Source organism: Kitasatospora sp. NPDC002040 (assembly GCF_040296785.1).
Taxonomy (GTDB): domain Bacteria; phylum Actinomycetota; class Actinomycetes; order Streptomycetales; family Streptomycetaceae; genus Kitasatospora.
Genome location: NZ_JBEOXV010000002.1, coordinates 703,176 through 718,708, shown reverse-complemented (window position 1 = coordinate 718,708; position 15,533 = coordinate 703,176). Strand labels below are relative to the sequence as shown.

Annotated in this window: 15 protein-coding genes; 10 read left to right on the top strand and 5 right to left on the bottom strand. The window is 72.8% G+C overall.

Going from position 1 to position 15,533, the window contains the following annotated elements:
* Positions 1-29: 29 nt before the first annotated feature.
* Positions 30-1,421 carry an NsdA family TPR-like regulatory protein gene (locus ABT118_RS08550; RefSeq protein ID WP_350645987.1) on the bottom strand — a complete coding sequence of 464 codons (1,392 nt, stop codon included), beginning with the start codon at positions 1,419-1,421 and terminating at the stop codon, positions 30-32.
* Between the two features lie 266 nt (positions 1,422-1,687).
* Between ABT118_RS08550 and ABT118_RS08545 the strand changes: the two genes are divergently transcribed.
* The 3 genes from ABT118_RS08545 to ABT118_RS08535 are packed head-to-tail and all read left to right on the top strand — an operon-like array spanning position 1,688 to position 5,306.
* A complete protein-coding gene (locus ABT118_RS08545; RefSeq protein WP_350645986.1) occupies positions 1,688-3,454 on the top strand; it encodes an asparagine synthetase B family protein in 1,767 nt (588 codons plus the stop codon).
* Between the two features lie 28 nt (positions 3,455-3,482).
* Positions 3,483-3,926: an NUDIX domain-containing protein gene (locus tag ABT118_RS08540; RefSeq protein WP_350645985.1), complete on the top strand. Its 444-nt coding sequence runs from the start codon at positions 3,483-3,485 to the stop codon at positions 3,924-3,926.
* 60 nt (positions 3,927-3,986) lie between these two features.
* Positions 3,987-5,306 carry a UDP-glucose dehydrogenase family protein gene (locus tag ABT118_RS08535; protein WP_350645984.1) on the top strand — a complete coding sequence of 440 codons (1,320 nt, stop codon included), beginning with the start codon at positions 3,987-3,989 and terminating at the stop codon, positions 5,304-5,306.
* Positions 5,307-5,381: 75 nt separating this feature from the next.
* On the opposite strand, the gene ABT118_RS08530 is transcribed toward ABT118_RS08535, so the two are convergent.
* Complete coding sequence (locus ABT118_RS08530; RefSeq protein ID WP_350645983.1) at positions 5,382-6,029, bottom strand: NAD(P)-dependent oxidoreductase; 648 nt, start codon at positions 6,027-6,029, stop codon at positions 5,382-5,384.
* 98 nt (positions 6,030-6,127) lie between these two features.
* Between ABT118_RS08530 and ABT118_RS08525 the strand changes: the two genes are divergently transcribed.
* Positions 6,128-6,508, top strand: coding sequence for a winged helix-turn-helix transcriptional regulator (locus tag ABT118_RS08525; protein WP_350645982.1), 381 nt, complete (start codon positions 6,128-6,130; stop codon positions 6,506-6,508).
* A 174-nt stretch (positions 6,509-6,682) separates the two neighbouring features.
* Positions 6,683-7,237, top strand: coding sequence for a DUF5919 domain-containing protein (locus tag ABT118_RS08520; RefSeq protein ID WP_350645981.1), 555 nt, complete (start codon positions 6,683-6,685; stop codon positions 7,235-7,237).
* A gap of 215 nt (positions 7,238-7,452) precedes the next feature.
* Here the strand turns inward: ABT118_RS08520 and ABT118_RS08515 are convergent, their stop codons facing one another.
* Entirely contained in the window at positions 7,453-8,385 is a 933-nt protein-coding gene (locus ABT118_RS08515) for a quinone oxidoreductase family protein (protein WP_350645980.1), read from the bottom strand.
* Positions 8,386-8,474: 89 nt separating this feature from the next.
* Here ABT118_RS08515 and ABT118_RS08510 point away from each other — a divergent pair, with 89 nt between their 5' ends.
* From ABT118_RS08510 to ABT118_RS08500, 3 genes are all read left to right on the top strand, one after another.
* On the top strand, positions 8,475-8,921 hold the full coding sequence (locus tag ABT118_RS08510; protein WP_350645979.1) for a MarR family winged helix-turn-helix transcriptional regulator: 447 nt from the start codon (positions 8,475-8,477) through the stop codon (positions 8,919-8,921).
* 216 nt (positions 8,922-9,137) lie between these two features.
* A complete protein-coding gene (locus ABT118_RS08505) occupies positions 9,138-9,515 on the top strand; it encodes a hypothetical protein (RefSeq protein WP_350645978.1) in 378 nt (125 codons plus the stop codon).
* Positions 9,516-9,673: 158 nt separating this feature from the next.
* A complete protein-coding gene (locus ABT118_RS08500) occupies positions 9,674-10,573 on the top strand; it encodes an NAD(P)-dependent oxidoreductase (RefSeq protein WP_350645977.1) in 900 nt (299 codons plus the stop codon).
* A gap of 113 nt (positions 10,574-10,686) precedes the next feature.
* Here the strand turns inward: ABT118_RS08500 and ABT118_RS08495 are convergent, their stop codons facing one another.
* Positions 10,687-11,388, bottom strand: coding sequence for a response regulator (locus ABT118_RS08495; RefSeq protein ID WP_350645976.1), 702 nt, complete (start codon positions 11,386-11,388; stop codon positions 10,687-10,689).
* Positions 11,389-11,465: 77 nt separating this feature from the next.
* Complete coding sequence (locus tag ABT118_RS08490; protein WP_350645975.1) at positions 11,466-12,287, bottom strand: sensor histidine kinase; 822 nt, start codon at positions 12,285-12,287, stop codon at positions 11,466-11,468.
* Positions 12,288-12,426: 139 nt separating this feature from the next.
* Here ABT118_RS08490 and ABT118_RS08485 point away from each other — a divergent pair, with 139 nt between their 5' ends.
* Positions 12,427-13,137 carry an ABC transporter ATP-binding protein gene (locus ABT118_RS08485; protein ID WP_350645974.1) on the top strand — a complete coding sequence of 237 codons (711 nt, stop codon included), beginning with the start codon at positions 12,427-12,429 and terminating at the stop codon, positions 13,135-13,137.
* Complete coding sequence (locus ABT118_RS08480) at positions 13,134-15,443, top strand: ABC transporter permease (RefSeq protein WP_350645973.1); 2,310 nt, start codon at positions 13,134-13,136, stop codon at positions 15,441-15,443. Before ABT118_RS08485 ends, ABT118_RS08480 begins: the two co-directional genes overlap by 4 nt.
* Positions 15,444-15,533: the final 90 nt, after the last annotated feature.

Here is a 15,533-nt window from a genome sequence, read left to right as displayed (position 1 = left end):
AGCCGTGGCTGCCGGGGTCTGCCGACCGGTCAGGCGGCGATCCCGAGCTCCTTGCGGGTCCGGTGGAGGAACTCGGCGACGCGGGGCTCGCGGCGCCAAGGGGTGAGCGCGGTGTTGAACTCACGGACGTAGTCCAGGGCCCGGCTCGACTGAACGCGCGCGAGGATGTCGACAGCCTGGTTGCCGAGCTCAAGCCCGTGGTCGAGGTCGCGGTCCTGGAGATGGGCGGTGCCGACGATGGCCGAACGCATCCCGACCGAGCGGGTGAACACCCCGGTCGGCATGGCGGCGGCCTGCGCGTTCCAGGCCAGGGCGGCCCTGGGGTTCCTCAGGTCACGGAAGATTTCGGCGGCGTCGGCCGACAGCCGGGCGTGGTGGTAGAAGTCGATCCACGCCGGTTCCTCACCACCGTCGCGGGCCCGGCCGAGCAGGCTCTCGGAGGCGGCCAGCGCGGCCGAGGCGGCCCGGGCGTTGTTGTCGCGGGCATGGGCCCTGGCCTCGATGAGCCGGGTGAAGGCCAGCACCCGCGGGGCCGCTTCGCCCTTGGCGCGCTGGAAGGCGCCCTGGGCCATGTCGATGGCCTCACTGGCGAAGCCCCGCAGCAGGGTCTGCATCGCCATCGTGGTCAGGACGTAGCAGCCCAACTGCACGTCTCCGCCGGCCCGGGCCAGGCGGAGGGCCTGGATGAAGTGCCGTTGGGCGGCGTCGTGCTGGCCGACGTCGAAGGCGGTCCAGCCGGCGAGGCGGGACAGCTCGGCGGTCACCGAGAACAGTTCCCGACCGACGTCGTCGCTGAAGGAGCCGGTCAGCAGTGGGATCGCCCGCTCCTGCAGGCAGGCGGTGACGGAGTCGGCCTTCCAGTTCCCGCCGCCGTACTTCGAGTCCCAACGGCGGGCGTCGTCGGCCGCGTCCCGCAGCTCGGCGAGGTCGGCGGCCCCGACGCGCACGCTGCCACGACGGGCAGCGGTGAGGTCGGCGGGGGTCCCCAGCCAACGGGTCACCGGGGTGGCGAACGCGGAGACGGCGAAGCTCGATCCGGTGAGGAAGTCGCGGCGGTTCACGGAACTCCAGAACGAAGTGGCGACGTGCACAGCGTCGGCGGGGTCTCGCGGGAAATCCAACCCCACATCCGCATCCGGTGTCCCACCGTCAGCCATACCGATCTCTGCGAGTTCCACGGGCCGGCCGAGCCGCTCGCCGATCGCCTGTGCGAGGAGCCTTGGTACGGGCCAGTCCGGGACCATGCCCCGGCGGCACCAGTTGGCGACCGAGGTGTGCGTGTAGTTGGTGGTCAGCCCGGCTTCGAGGGCGAGCTGGTTCACGCGATGGGCCAGCGACTTGTTGCTGGCCCCCGCACACTTGTCGAGCAGCCGGATCAGGTCCGTGTTCGGCGGCCTGGTCCGGCGTGTGGTCGACGCCACGGCGTCCCCCTCGGAAGTCCCGCCGGGTCTGCGGCGGTTTCGTACGCGGCTGGCACGAGAAGTCGTACGCCCGGCATCTGACGCCGGATCATCGAGGGTATTGCCTCCGCAGTGAGCGGTGAACCGCTTTCGCGAGTTGTGAGCCCCCCCTGCGAGCCCTGCCCCCGTCCGGCGCCGAGGGGTTGTCTGGTGTTCCGGGCCTCCGCCGGGAGCTGGGAAAACCTCCCGGCGAGGCCTCCACCGATTCACTCCCGGGGGTGAGGCAGATGTGCGGAATCGCAGGACTGGCCGGACCGGACGCCGCCAGGCATGAGAGCACCGTCGCCGCGATGGCGCTGGCCCAGCACCACCGCGGACCCGACGGCACCCGCCGGCTCGCCTCGGCCGACGGCCGGGCGGTGCTGTCCATGAACACCCTCCTGATCGTCGACCGCACCGCACCGCTCGGCCCCTACCGGGACCAGGTCACCGGGGTACTGCTGACGTTCAACGGCGAGATCTACAACTACCGGCAACAGGCCGCCGCCTGGGGCATCGAGCTAGAGCGGGGGGAGACGGACGCCCACCTGGTGCTGCGGGCGTTCGTCAAGCTCGGGCCCGCCTGCCTGGATGGTTTGGACGGTATGTTCGCCCTGGCCGCCTACGATCCGCGCCGGCGTCGGCTGTTCCTGGCCCGCGACCGGCTCGGCGAGAAGCCCCTGTACTGGCGACTGGACGGCGGGCGCCTTGCGTTCGCCTCCGAGGTCAGCACCCTGACCGGCTACGGCACCGCCCCACTGGTCGTCCGCCCCGAGATGCTCTCCATCGAGACGCCGACCGGCGTCGACACCCCCTTCCAGGGCATCCAACTCCTCGCCCCGGCCACCCTGCTGGCCTTCGACGTCGCCACTGGCTCGCTCGACCAGCGGACCTGGTGGCGCCTGGAGCACTGCGAGCCCTGGCAGGGCGACTACCGCACCGCGTTGGCCCGCTTCTCGGTCCTGCTTGCCGACCAGGTCCCGCTGCGGGCTCCGGCCGGCGACTTCGCTCTGCTGCTGTCCGGTGGGCTGGACTCCGCGGTACTGGCCTACCTGATGCGGCCGTCGGTCTGCGTGACGGTCCGCTACCCGGGCCAGGACCGGCTCGACGAGTCGAGGACCGCCGCCATGGTCGCTCGCGACATCGGCGCCAAACTGGTCGTGATCGAGCCGACCGTCGAGGACTTCATCCGGTCGCTGCCGGAGATCGTGGCCGCGCTGGACTACCCGATGGGCAACGCGTCCACCTTCTCCGAGCACATGGCCTATCGCGCGGTCGCCGAGCGCGGCCTGCGGGTTGTGGTCGGCGGCCTGGGGCCGGATGAGTTCCTGATGGGCTACGTCCGCCACGCGCTGGTTCTGTTCGGCCCCGGCGCCGTGCTGACGGCGGGCCTGGAGGCATACCGGCCGCTGGCCTCCAAACTCCTGTACACCGCTGACCGGCCGCTCGGTCCGGCCGACGCGATCGTCCGGCTGATCCTGCGCGGCACCGATCCGGACGGGCGGGTCCGCGAGCTGGTCTCCGAAGCCCTGGAGCGGGCCGGCGGAGACCTGGCCCGGGGGCTGACGTTGGCGGACCTGGCCACGGCTTGGCGCCCGCTGGTGATGACGAGCGACAAGCTGGCCTCCGCGTTCGCGCTGGAGCGGCGCTCGCCGTTCCTGGCCAGGGACCTGGTCGAGTTCTCCTACCGCCTGCCGGTCGAGCACAAGATCACCGATCCGGCGGCCGGCAAGCGGATCCTGCGGGACGCGGCCAAGGCCCTCGGGCTGCCGCCGGAGGTCTGGGGCAGCCGGGACAAGCTCGGCTTCGCCTCCCCGGTCCCCAGCTGGCTGAGCGGCCCGCTGGAGGGCTGGGCAACGGCGCGCATCACCTCGGCCGTCGCCGAGGCGCCGCGCGGCCTGCGGCCCCTGCTGGAGGGCGGCCTGCGGCCGGGCGGGCGGTTCGACCGGACCCGGATGCAGGCCCTGATGGCGGCTGCATGGTTCGCCGACCAACGGGTGAGGGCCACCGCATGATGAGCCGTCAGGTCACTACCTTGGGCGGATGGATTCCCAGAAGCCTCCCGCCGAGCCGTCCGCCGCCGAGCCGCGCGGCGCGGTCGCGATCATCGCCAACCGGCGCGGCCAGCTCCTCATGCACCTGCGCGACGACCTCGGCTGGATCGCCTGGCCCGGTCACTGGAGCCTGCTCGGCGGCGGCTGCGACCTCGGCGAGCCCCCGGCCGACGCGGTGGTCCGCGAGCTGGACGAGGAGGCCGGTCTCGCCGCCGAGAACGGTCTGGTCGAGCTGTTCGAGATCAAGGACTCGTACGGCTCCGGGCAGCTGATCACCTTCTTCGCCGGCTCCTGGGACGGCGACGAGGCCGCGCTGCCGCTGGCCGAGGGCGTCAGGCTCCAGTTCTTCGACCCCGAGCACCTGAGCGCCCTGGACATCCCGCCGTTCATCCGCGACGGCATCCACCGCTACCTGGCCACCCGGCCCGCCTGACCCCCGGTGGGGGTGAGGGCGGTCCGCCTTCCCCACCCCATCCCCACCGGAGGACCCACCGTGAAGATCAGCGTCATCGGCACCGGCTACCTCGGCGCCACCCACGCCGCCGCGATGGCCGAGCTCGGCCACCAGGTGCTCGGCATGGACACCGACACCCACAAGGTCGAGGCCCTGAACAAGGGTCAGGCCCCGTTCGTCGAGCGCGGCCTGGACGAACTGCTCGCCAAGCACACCACAGCGGGCACCCTGCGGTTCACCGCCTCCTACGCGGAGGCCGCCGAGTTCGCCGACGTCCACTTCCTCGGTATCGGCACGCCCCAGCAGGCCGACAGCGGCGCCTACGACCTCAGCCACCTGCACGCGGCCGTCCGGCGTCTGGCGCCCCGCCTGCGCGACCACGCGCTGATCGTCGGCAAGTCCACCGTCCCGGTCGGCACCGCCACCCAGCTGAGGCAGATCCTGACCGAGCACGGCCGGCCCGGCTCGAACATCCACCTCGCCTGGTCACCGGAGTTCCTGCGCGAGTCCTTCGCCGTCGAGGACACCCTTCGCCCGGACCGCATCGTGCTCGGCATCGAGGCCGGCGACACCACCAGCGAGGCCGTCTTCCGGGCCGTCTACGCGGAGATCCTCGGCACCGGCTCGCCGTTGATCGTCACCGACCTGCCCACCGCCGAGCTGATCAAGGGTGCCGCGAACGCCTTCCTGGCCACCAAGATCTCCTTCATCAACGCGATGGCCGAGCTCTGCGAGCTGACCGGCGCCGACGTCCAGCAGCTCGCGCTCGGCCTCGGTCACGACCAGCGGATCGGCTTCAAGGGGATGCGGCCGGGCCTGGGCTTCGGCGGTGGCTGCCTGCCCAAGGACCTGCTCGGCTTCACCCACCGGGCCGAAGAGCTCGGCGCCGACCAGGCGGTGAGCTTCCTCCGCCAGGTCGACGCGATCAACCGGCGCCGGCGCGAGCACACCGTGCAGCTCGCCCGGGAGGTGCTCGGCGGCACCGTGGCTGGCAAGCGGATCGCGGTCTGGGGAGCCGCGTTCAAGCCTGGTACCGACGACATCCGCGACTCGCCGGCCCTCGCGGTCGCCGAAGCCCTGCACCGGGCCGGGGCCGAGGTCACCGTCCACGATCCCGCCGCGATGGAGAACGCCCGCAGGGCCCACCCGTCGCTCGACTACGCCGACGACCCGGTCTCGGCGGTCACCGGCGCCGCCCTGCTGCTGCACCTGACCGACTGGCCCCAGTACTCCGAGACGGACCCGGCCGAGCTGCGGCGGCACATCGCCGCCCCCAAGGCCATCGACGCACGTGGAACCCTCGACACCGACCGCTGGCGCCAGGCGGGCTGGACCTTCCGGGCCCTCGGTCGCTCCTGACCGGCGCCGGGCCCTCCACTTGCCAGGCGCAGCCTCCGAGCAGCCGGAAGCCTGGAGTGCTCCATCTTCGAAGTGCTACGGGTTGGCAGGGCTGCGGACGCCGAGGTGGACCCGGTGGTGGGCGGGTCGGTCGATCTCGTCCAGCAGGGCCACCGCCAGGTCGGGGTAGGAGATCCGGTCGGCGGCGTCCGCCGGGGCGAGGGCGTAGCGGCCGGTCCGGCCGCCCTGGTGGTCGAAGTCCCCCGAGGGGCTGACCACCAGCCAGTCCAGGCTCTCGGGTGCGGTGCGGAGCACGTCCGTACCGGCCGCGTGCGCCAGGTAGAACTCCCGGTACTCCTGCGGGTAGCCGGGCAGGTCCATCAGCAGTGCGCCCGAGGCGGTGGGCAGCACCGAGGCCAGGCCGACCGAGACCAGCCGGGGCACCCGAGCCGTGGTCAGCCCCTCGATCAGGGCGCCGGCGGCAGTGGCGAAGAAGTCGGGGGAGGGGGCGTACGCCGCGGCCACCGCCGCGTCGTGGCCGGCCGCCAGCCTGGCCACCGCCGCCGGGTCGGTCACGTCACCGGCCGTCAGCCCGCCCAGCCCGGCCGCCTCGGCGGCCAGCTCCGGGTGCGCGGCGGGGTCGCGCACCACGGCCGTGACCCGGTGGCCCCGGCTGCGGGCCTCGGCGACCGCCGCGCGTCCGGCTCGGCCCGCTGCGCCGAAGACGATGATGCTGCTGCTCATGGGGGTGTCCTTCCGTTCGGGCGCCGCCTTCCTGGCGGCACGTCAGAAGCTAGCTCCGGGCCTGGTTACCTCCGGGGTACCACGGTTAGGGTGGGCCGGTGCCCGAGCCACTGGACCCCGAGATGTTCGACCCGGTCTGCCCGTCCGACCTGTCGCCGATCCGGTTCGGCGACAAATGGGGCGGCATGATCATCCGCTGCCTGGAGGACGGGCCGCGACGCTTCTCCGAGCTGCGGGTGCCGCTGCGCGGGATCACCGCCAAGGTGCTCACCCAGTCGCTCCGGGCGCTGGAACGGGACGGGATGATCAGCCGGACCGAGCGGCCCGACCACCTGCGCTGGGTCGAGTACGGGCTGACCCCGCTCGGGCGCAGCCTGCTGGCGCCGATGGACGTCGCCTGCGAGTGGAGCCGCACCCACTGGGACGAGCTGATCGACGCCCGCGAAGCATCCGCCGGAGGACTCTCCGAAGCGGGCTGACGAAGGGGCAGATTGCTTCGGGTGCAACGAATGGCATCCCGGGTAGGTGTCACTCCGAAGACCGTGGAACGCCGGCTGGCGGATGCGTCGCTGGTGCCGCGCGCAAGGAACCGAACTGACGTATGCGCAGCCCCAGGGGTTGATGAACGAGTGATCTGGCCCGATGCCGTCCGGATGAACATCAAGACTGGGTGCGACCGTGAGGTCTTCGCCACCTACCCTTACCGATCCGCCTGCCCGTCCTCCGTGTGGGCCCAACTCATCAGCGAGGCAGAGCAGGAGGTCTTCCTCGCCGGTTACACCAACTACTTCGTCTGGCTGGAGCAGCCTGCACTGCTGCAGACCTTGCGACGCAAGGCTGAGGCCGGGTGTCGGGTCCGGTTTCTCCTGGGCGACCCGGAGTCCGAGACGACGCGGCAGCGTGAGCTTGTCGAAGACGTCGCCCTGACCGTCTCGACGCGCATCCGGATCACGCTGGAGCATCTGGCCAAGCTTGCTGATGTCGAAGGTGTCGAGGCCCGATTCAGCTCAGCCGCCGACGGGCCCAACCACGTGAGCCTGTCAGTGTTCAGGTTCGACGCAGAAGCTCTGGTCACGCCCCACCTTGCCCGGGTGGTCGGCCACGATTCACCCATGATGCATTTCCGCCGGACAGGCGAAGGGGGCATGTTCGACCGATTCGCCGAACACGCTGAGGAACTGTGGGAACGCGGAACTCCCGCCCGATAGCAGAACGCCAATGATTCCCCACAGCACGGGAGTTGGAGTGTTCCGGGCAGCCGCAGACTGCCCATAGCTCGGCAGAGTTGGGCGTGCTGCCGAGCTCTGCCTGGCGAAGTGCGACATACAGCGGCCAGAGCGGGTGGTACCGGTCTTGTCCGCCTCGTCGCTCGCCAACAGGCAATCCAGGAAAAGAAGTTCGTCACTGTCCTCAGGCGCGGCTGTCAGGTCGTGTGCAGCAGCACCCTGCCGAGGTTGCTGCGGGATTCGATCAGCTCGACCGCCTTGGCGATCTGATCGAGCGGTAGGGACTCGTGCGCCGGGCGTAGGCGGCCGGCGCCGTGCAGGTCCCACAGCTCGGCCCTTCGCTGCTCGATCAGTTCGGGCTGCTGGTGGCTGATCAGTCCGATGGAGAACCCGATGACCGACTTGAGGCCGCCGAGCAGGCTGCCGGCGTCCACGGTGCCGCCGCCCGCGCTGAACGCCACGAGCCTGCCGTGGGGCGAGAGGGCGTCCACGCCCCGCTGCACCAGATCGCCGCCGACTCCGTCGAGGACCAGGTCCACCGGGTCGCCCCAGGAATCCTGTGAATAGATCACCACCTCGTCGGCGCCGCACCCACGCACGAAGTCAGCCTTGTCCGCGGACCTGACCGCCGCGACCACGCGGCCGGCACCCAGAGTCCTGGCCAACTGCACGGCCAAGTGCCCGGCACCGCTGGCCGCTGCGGTGACCAGGACCGATTCGCCCGGCTCGAAGCGTCCGGCGCGCAGTGCGCTCAGCGCGACCAGGCCGCCGCGAACCAGTGCCAACGCCTCGGCGGAGGTCACCTTCGGCGGGACAGCAGTGACCATGGCCGGGGCAGCGAGCACCGACTGGGCGTAGACGTCCTCGAACACCACCCCGCCCACTCGGTCTCCGACCCGGAAGCCCTCCACGCCCGCTCCCAGGGCAGCGACCCGCCCCACCATCTCGCCCCCGGGCCCGGGTCCGGTTGGCGGCACCGTGCCCCCACGCAGCATCCTGACCAGGCCCAGGCTCACGCCCACGACCTCGGTGTTCACCAGCAGCTGTCCGGGACCCGGGACCGGTGCGGCCACCTCGTCGATCTCGAACGGCTCGACGGCGTCCTGCGACTGGAACCTGACCTTGCGCATGTGCGCCTCCCCCTTCTGCAATTCATTGGGCTCCCCAACGATAACCCGAATCCGTTGGGGATCCCAATGAATTCGGCTAGGCTGACCCCATGGACGCAACCCCCGCACCGCTCAGCCGTCTGCAGACCCTGCCGAGCTGGCTGCTGGGCCGCGCCTCGGCCCTCGGCCACCGCCTGGTCAGCGAGCAACTGGCCGAGGAGGGCGTGCGGATGCCGCACCACGCCGTACTCTGCGGCATCGCCGAACTCGGCCCCATCGCCCAGGCCGAGTTGTCGCGCACCGTCCGGATCGACCCCAAGGACATGGTCACGGTGCTCAACGAGCTGCAAGCCCGGCAGCTGATCAGCCGCACCCGGGATCCACGCGATGCCCGCAAGAACGCGCTCGCGCTCACCGCGGGCGGTCAGGCACTGCTGCGCAGGCTGGAGAAGCTGGGCGACCAGGCCAACGAGGCCCTGCTCGCCCCGCTGGCCCCGGCCGAACGAAAGCAACTGAGCGCCCTGCTCGCCCGACTGATCATCACGGAACAGGCGTAGACAGACGCTCGGGCGCACACCACCCCGACCCCATCGCCGGCGGCCGCGGCACCAAATGCGCGGCTACCAACTGATCCACAAGTCTTGACACTTGCTCCCCGGCACTGCCAGGAGCCACTGCCCGGTCGGCCACGGCAGGGCTGTCCGCAGCCGCCGGTAGCATTCTCGCGCCGGGGTGGGGCTCCGCGGGGCGGGGCGGGGGTCAGGGGGCCGCTGATGATGTTCGGGTATTCGGACGACTGGATGGCGGTCCTGATGATCCCGGTGGTGTTCTGGGTGCCGTTCGGGCCGTTCCTCATGGGGGCGGTGGGGGCGTGGTGCGCCCGGCGGCCCGGGTGGCGGCCGCGGCTGGTGTCGGTGCTGCTGCCGGCGGTGCCGGTCGGGGTGTCGGCGGTCAGCATGTTCCTGCCGCCCGAGAGCTGGGACGACGAGCGCTTCGTCGACGACCTGGTCGGCTACCTGATCGTCTACGTCGGGGGCATCACCCTGCTGCCCTGGCTGCTCGGCTTCCTCGGCACGCGGTACACCCGGATGTTCCGGGCCCGCCGCGCCCGCCGTTCGCTCCGGACCGGGGCCGGGGCCGGGGCGCCGTGACGGCAGGAGCCGCCCGTACGGGTGCAGCGGTCCGTATTCCCGCCTGCTTCGAAGGGATGAACCTGCGGACCGGGGAGTCCCGCAGCCGCCCCTGATCGGGCGTCACCCCGGCCCGCCGGAGGTCCGAGGGGTGCGGTCCCGGGTGGCAGGCTGGCCGGATGAACGACCAACTCACCGTCGCCGTCCTGGGCACCGGCATCATGGGCGCCGCGATGGCCCGCAACCTGAGCCGGGCCGGACACACCGTCAGGGCCTGGAACCGAACCCGGGCGAAGGCCGAACCGCTGACCGCCGACGGCGTGCAGGTGGTCGACACCCCCGCCGAGGCGGTCCGTGGCGCCGGGGTGGTGCTCACCATGCTGCACGACGGCCCCGCCGCCCTGGCGGTGATCCGGCAGGCCGGGCCCGGGCTGGCGCCCGGTGCCGCCTGGGTGCAGTCCACGACCGCCGGGATCGAGGCGCTCGGCGAACTGGCCGACTGCGCCCGCGAGTACGGGCTGGCCTTCTTCGACGCGCCCGTGCTGGGCACCAGGGAGCCGGCCGAGGCCGGGCAGTTGACGGTGCTGGCGGCCGGTCCGGCCGGGGCGCGCGGGTCGGTGCAGCCGGTCTTCGACGCGATCGGCGTCCGGACGGTGTGGACCGGCGAGGACGGGGCGGCGGGCAGTGCCACCCGGCTCAAGCTGGTGGCCAACAACTGGGTGCTGACGGCCACCAACGCGGCCGGCGAGGTGCTGGCGCTGGCCAAGGGCCTGGGGGTGGACCCGCAGAGCTTCTTCGACCTGATCGCGGGCGGCCCGCTCGACCTGGGCTACCTGCGGGCGAAGGCCGCGCTGGTGCTGGAGGACCGGCTGTCGCCGCCCTCCTTCGCCCTGGACACCGCTGAGAAGGACGCCCGGCTGATCATCGAGGCCGGGCAGCGGCACGGCGTCCGGCTCGACCTGGCCGCCGCCGGGGCCGAGCGGTTCCGCCGCGCCGCCGCCCAGGGGCACGGCGCGGAGGACATGGCCGCCGCCTACTACGCCAGCTTCGAGGAGGAGACGGCCCGGGACGGTGCCTGACGGCGGCTCAGCGTCGGCGGCGTACGCCGGATCGCGGACTCCAGGGGATCTCGGAGGCCGCAGGAGAGCCCGCTGCCGTCACGCCCGTCACACCCGTCGCTCCGGGCCGCGTCCTAACCCGACCGCTGCGCCGCGCCCGGGGCGACCAGTCCGGTCTCGTAGGCGAGCACCACCGCCTGGGCGCGGTCGCGGAGCGAGAGCTTGGCGAAGATACGGGCCACGTGGGTCTTCACGGTGGCCTCGCTCAGGGTGAGTTCGCGGGCCAGCTCGGCGTTGGAGCGGCCGCTGCCCATCAGGGTCAGCACCTCCAGCTCACGGGCCGTCAGCGGGGTGAGGTCGCGGTGCACCGCCGGGGCGGCGGGGGTGGTGGGGGCGGCGCCCGCGAAGCGTTCGACCAGGCGGCGGGTGATGGACGGGGCGAGCAGGGCATCGCCGGTGCAGACCAGGCGGACGGCGTTGGCCAGGTGCTCGGAGGTCACGTCCTTGAGCAGGAAGCCGCTGGCTCCCAGGCCCAGCGCGGTGTAGACGTAGTGGTCCAGGTCGAAGGTGGTCAGCATGATCACCCGGCAGTCCGGCACCTCGGCCAGGATGCGGCGGGCCGCCTCCAGGCCGTCCATCACCGGCATCCGGATGTCCAGCAGCACCACGTCCGGCCGGTGCCGGCGCACCGCCGCGACCGCCTCCGCGCCGTCGGCGGCCTCGGCCACCACGTCGATCCCACGGGCCGTCAGGATCATCTGGAAGCCGGTGCGGACCAGCTCCTGGTCGTCGGCGATCACCACCCGGGGCGCGGGCGGCCGCTGATCCCCCGTCACGGCCGGTCCAGACCGATCCCCGGTCACGGCCGGTCCAGACCGATCCCCGGTCACGGCCGGTCCAGGGCGTTCCGCGGTCACGGCCGGTCCAGCGGGATCCGGGCGCGGACCCGGTAGCCGCCGCCGAGCCGGCGCCGGGCGTCCAGGTCGCCGCCGTAGACGGCGACCCGCTCGCGCAGGCCGAGCAGCCCGCGCCCCGCACCGTCGGCCGGGGGACGCGGGGCGGCGCCGGTGAGCACGCTCGGCCCGCTGCTCAGCACCTCGACCCGCAGACTGCCGTCCGCGTAGCGCACCGTCACCTCGGCCTGCTCCCCGTCCCCGTGCTTGAGCGCATTGGTCAGTGCCTCCTGGACGATCCGGTACGCCGTCGCGTCGATCCCGCCGGGCAGCGGCCGCGGCTCGCCGGAGATCCGGACCTCCACCGGCAGGCCCGCGAAGGCGATCCGGTCCACCAGCGGGCCCAGCCGGGCCAGCCCCGGCTGCGGGGCGAGCGGACCCGCCGCGAGGCTGTCGGAGCCGTCCGCCGCCGGAGCCAGCAGGCCGAGCAGGTGCCGCAGTTCGGTCATCGCGTCGCGCCCCGCCGCCTCGACCGCGGCCATCGCCGCGGCCGCCTGGTCCGGTCGGACGGCCAGCACCTCGCGGGCCGCCCCGGCCTGGACCACCATCACGCTCACGTTGTGGCTGACGATGTCGTGCAGCTCCCCGGCGATCCTGGCCCGCTCCGCGTGCACGGCGGCTTCGGCCGCTCCCGCCCGCTCGCGCTCCAGCAGCCAGCCGCGCTCCTCCAGCGCCGTCCGGTGCCGCCGCCGGGCCCGCACCAGCGCGATGCCGAGCCAGCCGGCCACGCCCCCCGTGGCCGCCAGCGCGGCCGCCAACCCGTCCGATCCTGATCCCCACACCCGGCCATCCTCGCAGGCTGGGACGGGCACCGTCGTCGGCCCCCCGGTGCAGCTCCGTACATCTGTGGGATGACGGACCGTCGGGATTGCATCCGGGGAGGGATGCCGCCGCTGCGCCCCGGCTCCTAGGTTTCCTGCCATGACTACTGATCACGACCGGGACCGGCAGGTGGTCGTCCGCCTGGACGACGTGCACAAGGAGTACGGCGACCTGAAGGCCCTGGACGGGGTGTCGCTGGAGATCAGGGCGGGCGAGGCGGTCGCGGTGATGGGGCCCTCGGGCTGCGGCAAGTCCACCCTGCTGAACATGGTGGCGGGCCTGGACCGGCCGAGCGCGGGCACCGTGCAGGTGAACGGCCACGACCTGGGCGGGCTGAACGAGACCGGCCTGGCACTGTTCCGGCGGCGGCAGATCGGCATGGTCTTCCAGTTCTTCAACCTGCTGGACGACCTCCCGGCGCTGGACAACGTCGCCCTGGCCGCCCAGCTCACCGGCACCCCGGCCAAGCAGGCCAGGCACCGCGCGCTGGAACTGCTCGACGAGCTCGGCATCGCCGACCGCCGCAACACCTACCCCGCCGCCCTCAGCGGCGGCGAGCGCCAGCGGGTCGCGGTGGCCCGGGCGCTGATGAACCGTCCGGCCCTGCTGCTGGCCGACGAGCCGACCGGGGCGCTGGACAGCCGCTCCGGCGAGCAGGTGATGGACCTGCTGATCGACCTGAACCAGATCGGGCAGACCCTGCTGATCGTCACCCACGACCCGAAGCTGGCCGACCGCTGCGCCGGTCGGCTGGTGGAGTTCGCCGATGGCCGGGTGGCCCGCGAGAGCGTGCTGGAGCACCGGTCGTGAGCGCGGTGTGGCGCGCGGCGCGCGCGGCCGTGAAGCGGCGCCGGCTGCAGACCGTGGTGATCGGACTGGTGGTGCTCTGCTCCACCACCACGGTGCTGCTCGCGCTGGGGCTGCTGGACGCGGTCTCCAACCCCTTCGACAAGGCCTTCGAACAGCAGCGCGGCGCCCAGGCGACGGTGGTCTTCGACGCCGGCCGGGTCACCCCCGGGCAGCTCGCCGACACGGCCGCCCGGCCGGGCGTGCAGGCGGCGGCGGGCCCGTTCGACCGGGCCACCACCCGGCTGGCCGAGCGCGTGCCCGGGCTCGGCGACGGTGTGTTCCAGGTGGTGGGCCGGGCCGATCCGGGCGGACCGGTGGACCGGCCCGCCCTGGTCGGCGGGCGCTGGGCCGCCGCGCCGGGCGAGATCGTGCTCAACCAGGAGACCTCCCACCCGGTCCTGCCCGGACTCCTCGGCTCGAAGGTCCGGTTGACCGACGGCCCCGAGCTCACCGTGGTCGGCGTGTACACCAGCATGAGCGGCTCCGCCGACGCCTGGGCGGTGCCGGAGCAGATGGCCGCACTGCACCCGACGGCACGTCAGATGCTGTACCGCTTCGACTCGGCCGGTACGGAGCAGGAGCTCGACCGCAGCCTGGACCGTGCCACCGAGGGGCTGCCGGCCGGGGCGCGGACGGCCGTGAACACGTCGTTCGTGCTGGAGCGGGCGTTCTCCGCCTCGGCCAAGGCGTACCTCCCGTTCATGGGCCTGTTCGGCGTGCTCGGGCTCGCGGTGTCGGTGCTGATCGTGGGCAACGTGGTGAGCGGCGCGGTGGTCTCCGGCTTCCGGCACATCGGTGTGCTCAAGGCGCTCGGCTTCACCCCGAACCAGGTGGTGGGGGTCTACCTGACCATGGTCTCGCTGCCCGCCGTGGTGGGCGCCGCGCTCGGCACCGCGCTCGGTGCGGCGCTCGCGGAACCGGTGCTGCGGGTGGCGTTCCAGGGCGTGATGCGGGGGACCGCCGAGATCGGGATCAGCCCCTGGGTGTACCTGGTCGGACTGCTCGGCCTGCCCGTGCTGGTGCTGCTGGCCGCGCTGGTCCCGGCCCTGCGGGCGCACCGGCTCCCGGCGGCCCGGGCGATCAGCGCGGGCAGCGCTCCGCGCTCCGGCCGGGCGCTCCGGGTGCAGCAGTGGCTCGGGGGCACCCGGCTCCCGCGCGCGGTCAGCCTGGGCCTGGGCCAGCCGCTGGCCCGGCCGGCCAGGACCGCGCTCACCATGGCGGCGATCCTGCTCGGCGTGGTCACGGTGACCCTGACCACCGGCCTCACCAGCACCATGGTGGCGTACGCCGAGGCCGGGAAGAGCGAGAGCGGGCCCCGGCTGGCCGTCTGGGCCGGCCGGGCCGGATTCGACCAGACCGAGCCGAAGCTGACCGACCGACAGGCGGAGGAGCTGCTGCGCTCGCTGCCGGGCGCGGCCCGGGTGAGCGCGGACGCGATCACCGAGGTCGGCCTGGCCGGGTACACCCAGCCCGGCGGCGGCTTCTTCCGGCGCGGCGACCAGGACCCGGGCGCCGCCCGGCAGATCGCCGAAGGGCGGATGCCGACCGGTCCGGGGGAGCTGGCCGCTTCACCGACCTTCCTGAGCCGGCGCGGTCTCTCGGTCGGCGACCGGGTCACCCTGCAGCTCGACGGCCGCCGGACCGAGGCGACCGTGGTCGGGCGGACCATCGACGGCGATGGCCGGTTCCTGTACTCCACCTGGTCCACGCTGGCCGAGCTCGACCCGGCGGCGGAAGCAGCGGTCTACCAGGTCCAGTTGAAGCCCGGCACCGACGTCCAGGCGTACATCGACGCGGTGCGGGCGGCCGACCCCGGCCTCTATCCGCAGCCGGCCGACGACGGCAGCCTGCCCGCCGAGACGGTGGTGAGCTTCGCCTCGGTGTTCACCGTGCTGCTCACGGTGGTGGCCTGCCTGGGCGTGTTCAACACGGTGCTGCTGAACACCCGGGAGCGCCGCCGGGACCTGGGCATGCTCAAGTCGATCGGCATGACCCCGCGTCAGGTCACGGTGATGTTCGTGACCTCGATGGCCGCCCTCGGCCTGGTCGCCGGGCTGATCGGCATCCCGGTCGGGATGGTCGCGCACCGGCTGCTGGTCGACCACGTCGGGGCGATCGACTTCCCGGCCGCGATGAAGGACGTCTGGCACCTGCCCGGACTGGCCCTGCTCGGGCTCGCGGGCGTGGCGATCGCCGTGCTCGGCGCCTTCGTCCCGGCCCGCTCGGCGGCCCGGCTCACCATCGCCAAGGTGCTGCACAACGAGTAGGCCGGACCAAACTGCCCGGCCCGGAAGGGAGTTGTTGCCAGGCGGCACCGGGGAGCCTAGCCTCGGGGTGCTGTACCGGGGCCGCACCGA